Annotated in this window: 2 protein-coding genes, 1 tRNA gene and 1 rRNA gene; 1 reads left to right on the forward strand and 3 read right to left on the reverse strand. The window is 26.1% G+C overall.

Annotation, left to right across the window (positions count from 1 at the left end; translation table 11 throughout):
* Positions 1–427: 427 nt before the first annotated feature.
* Entirely contained in the window at positions 428–1,240 is an 813-nt protein-coding gene (locus HF850_RS15265) for a pyruvate, water dikinase regulatory protein (RefSeq protein ID WP_169106269.1), read from the reverse strand.
* A gap of 151 nt (positions 1,241–1,391) precedes the next feature.
* Between HF850_RS15265 and HF850_RS15270 the strand changes: the two genes are divergently transcribed.
* Entirely contained in the window at positions 1,392–2,141 is a 750-nt protein-coding gene (locus HF850_RS15270; protein ID WP_169106270.1) for a signal peptidase II, read from the forward strand.
* A 257-nt stretch (positions 2,142–2,398) separates the two neighbouring features.
* On the opposite strand, the gene HF850_RS15275 is transcribed toward HF850_RS15270, so the two are convergent.
* Positions 2,399–2,474 (reverse strand) — tRNA-Lys (locus HF850_RS15275).
* Positions 2,475–2,479: 5 nt separating this feature from the next.
* Positions 2,480–2,596, reverse strand: a 5S ribosomal RNA gene (gene rrf, locus HF850_RS15280).
* Positions 2,597–3,000 lie beyond the last annotated feature (404 nt).

The following is a 3,000-nucleotide window of genomic DNA, read 5'->3' on the forward strand; positions in this document are numbered from 1 at the left end:
TACTCAAAATAAAGAATTGCTGGTTTACTTAAATGTATTTATATATTCTGTTCAATTTTCAAAGACCATTTTTCTTTCACAACTTTCATTGTTACTATCGTATCGCTCTCAAGCGACTTACTTAGTTTATCACTTGATCTGGATTATGTCAACAACTTTTTTCAAAACTTTTTAATTTATTACTTCTTAGTAATTTTTAAGCTTTTTTTCACCTGTTTACCGCTCCTTGCGACTTTGTTTATCTTATCATTAGATTATCCTTAAGCAAAAAGTCAAAACTACAATTTATATTATTTTATTATCATTATTCTTAATATTAATGAATTTTTCACCAGAATACTACTATTGATACACAAGGCAGCGTTATATTGTATAATTTATAAATAAAATGTCTATATAGTTATATATAGACATTTTATTATAATTCTCATATGCTATTTTTATTATATTTTATTTTTTCTAATATAATTAGTGCAGTATCTTCTATCGCTCTTTCTGTTACATCTATGGTCTTACATCCTAATGATCTCATAATTTTATCTGAATATTCTAGTTCTTCTAATACCCTAGCATCTCCAGCATATTCTATATTAGATGTAAGTCTATGAAATTTATCTAACCTTCTTTTTCTTATTTCAATAAGTCTGAGAGGATTAATTGTTAACCCGAATATTTTATTTTTATCAATTTTATATATTTCTTCTGGCATTTTTACTTCTGGCATTAAAGGTATGTTTATAGCCTTAACTCCTTTATTAGCTAAATACATACATAATGGAGTTTTAGATGTTCTAGATAATCCAACTAATACTACATCTGCATTTTTTAATCCTCTATAATCTTTACTATCATCATACTGCATTGCAAATTCCATAGCTTCAATTCTCTTATAATAGATTTCATCAGTTTGTCTCATTGCACCTGGATTATATGTAGGCTGTACATTTAGTATATGAGATGCAACATTTAATATAGGCCCTAATACATTCATTACAGTTATATTTTTTTCCATAGCTGATTGCGTTAAACATTCTCTTACATTTGCAGTGATTATTGTAGATACTATTATTACATTTTCACACTTTTCTGCTATTTTGATTACATCCTTAACATCTTCAAGTGTTTTTATATAAGGTAGTCTATTTACTTTAACTTTTTGTGTAAATTGGCTTGCAGCAGCTATTGCTACTTGATTGGCAGTTTCTCCAATTGAATCAGATACAGCTAGAATTGTAAGCATATTTATACCCTCTTTCTTATCTTATACATTTATTATGAAATATGTTATATTTATTATGTTAAATTATACCAAAGTTTTTTCTTATAGTGATGAATTTTTTTCTTGCATATGTTACACTTTTATATAAATAATTCTAAGGAGGTGAATTTTTATGAAAAATAAAAAAGTTTTAACTATAAGTATTTTGCCTATAATGTGGATTATATATGTCTTATTTGAATTAATTAGTGGTAGAATACATGATGTAAAGACAATTCTTTTTAATTTAATTCTTGTTGCATTATTTGGATTGGTTGGATTAGCAATATATAATTCCAGTCTAAAATTTAGTTCAGGATTAAGTAAAAAATCCATATTAACATGTTTTATTTTATTTTTTATATTAGACCAAGGAATAAAGATAATAATAAAATTATTTTTCTTTAATGAATATATAGATATAATACCCAATATGCTTTTTTTTAGCCCTATAATAAATACTGATGGCTCATGGTTAAATGCACGTTTTGGGACTTCAGTAAGTTTTCCTCTATTAATAACCATAAATATAATTGCTATATTTTTGTTTATTGAAATATATCGATACTATAGATTTAAGGGTAATAACGATTACTGGGCTGATATGTGTTTTATTTTTGTAACATGTGGTGCTTTATGTTCACTTGTTGATAAAATATTTTATGGTGGTAGCTTAGATTTTATTGGCGTGAGTACTTTATTTATTGCTGATATAAAAGATTTATATATAAATCTGGGTATACTATTCTTTATACTAACATTATTCAATAACGGATATCTTACATCATCTGAAGATACAACATTCAAAGATGATATTAATGGCTTAAAGAAATTTATAAAATTTATTTCATATGATATAAAAAATAAATTTAAAACTTTATAATATTAAATTTAAATCTATATTCCAAAGAATATAGATTTTTTAATACTTATATATGATATAATTTCCATCAAACTTTGGAGTTGTATTAGTAAAATTGAATGGAATTTTATATAGAGTATGTAATTTTTTAACTTAGAAAAAGCCCCTCATATATAAATTTATACGAGGGACTTTTTACGAAACAAAAAAAAGAGTATCTACTCATGTAAATAACTCTTCTATATAAATACTAAGCAAGTTAAATACTATCTTATAATTGGTGGCTCACCCGGGAATCGAACCCGGGACACCATGATTAAAAGTCATGTGCTCTACCGACTGAGCTAGTGAACCATATTACCTGGCAACGTCCTACTCTTCCACACGGTCTCCCATGCAGTACCATTGGCGCTATAGACCTTAACTGTCCTGTTCGGAATGGGAAGGAGTGTTACCTCTATGCCATCATCACCAGATTTAATCCAATTAGTTGCCACTTATATTCTTTATCGAATACTTGCCTCAACAAGATATTATTATACAGATTGTATTGAATTGTGTCAACACTTTTTTTAAAATTTATTTATAATATTTTATTTTTGTACAACTTTAGTCAAATTCTATGTTTTATTCACATGTCTCACCAAATGTTATCCACATTTTTATTTATAATTTAATAAGTTTATGTGAATATTTCACTTATAATTTTTAACTTCAAATATTAATATACTATTTACTTTAATTTTTACTAATAAAAAAGTGGCTACGCCACGCTCCTTCGGAGAAAATATTTCAAATTAACTAAAAAACCATAGAGTTTTCAAATCCTCTATGGTTTTCACTTTATAATTTATAAGTTTTTCCATGTACACCAGTATAT

Origin of the sequence: Clostridium sp. SM-530-WT-3G (genome assembly GCF_012843905.1) — a bacterium.
Taxonomy (GTDB): Bacteria; Bacillota; Clostridia; order Clostridiales; family Clostridiaceae; genus Clostridium.

Coding starts and splice junctions, on each gene's coding strand:
- HF850_RS15270 (WP_169106270.1), top strand. CDS start 1,392: ATGAAAAATAAAAAAGTTTTAACTATAAGTATTTTGCCTATAATGTGG.
- HF850_RS15265 (WP_169106269.1), bottom strand. CDS start 1,240: ATGCTTACAATTCTAGCTGTATCTGATTCAATTGGAGAAACTGCCAAT.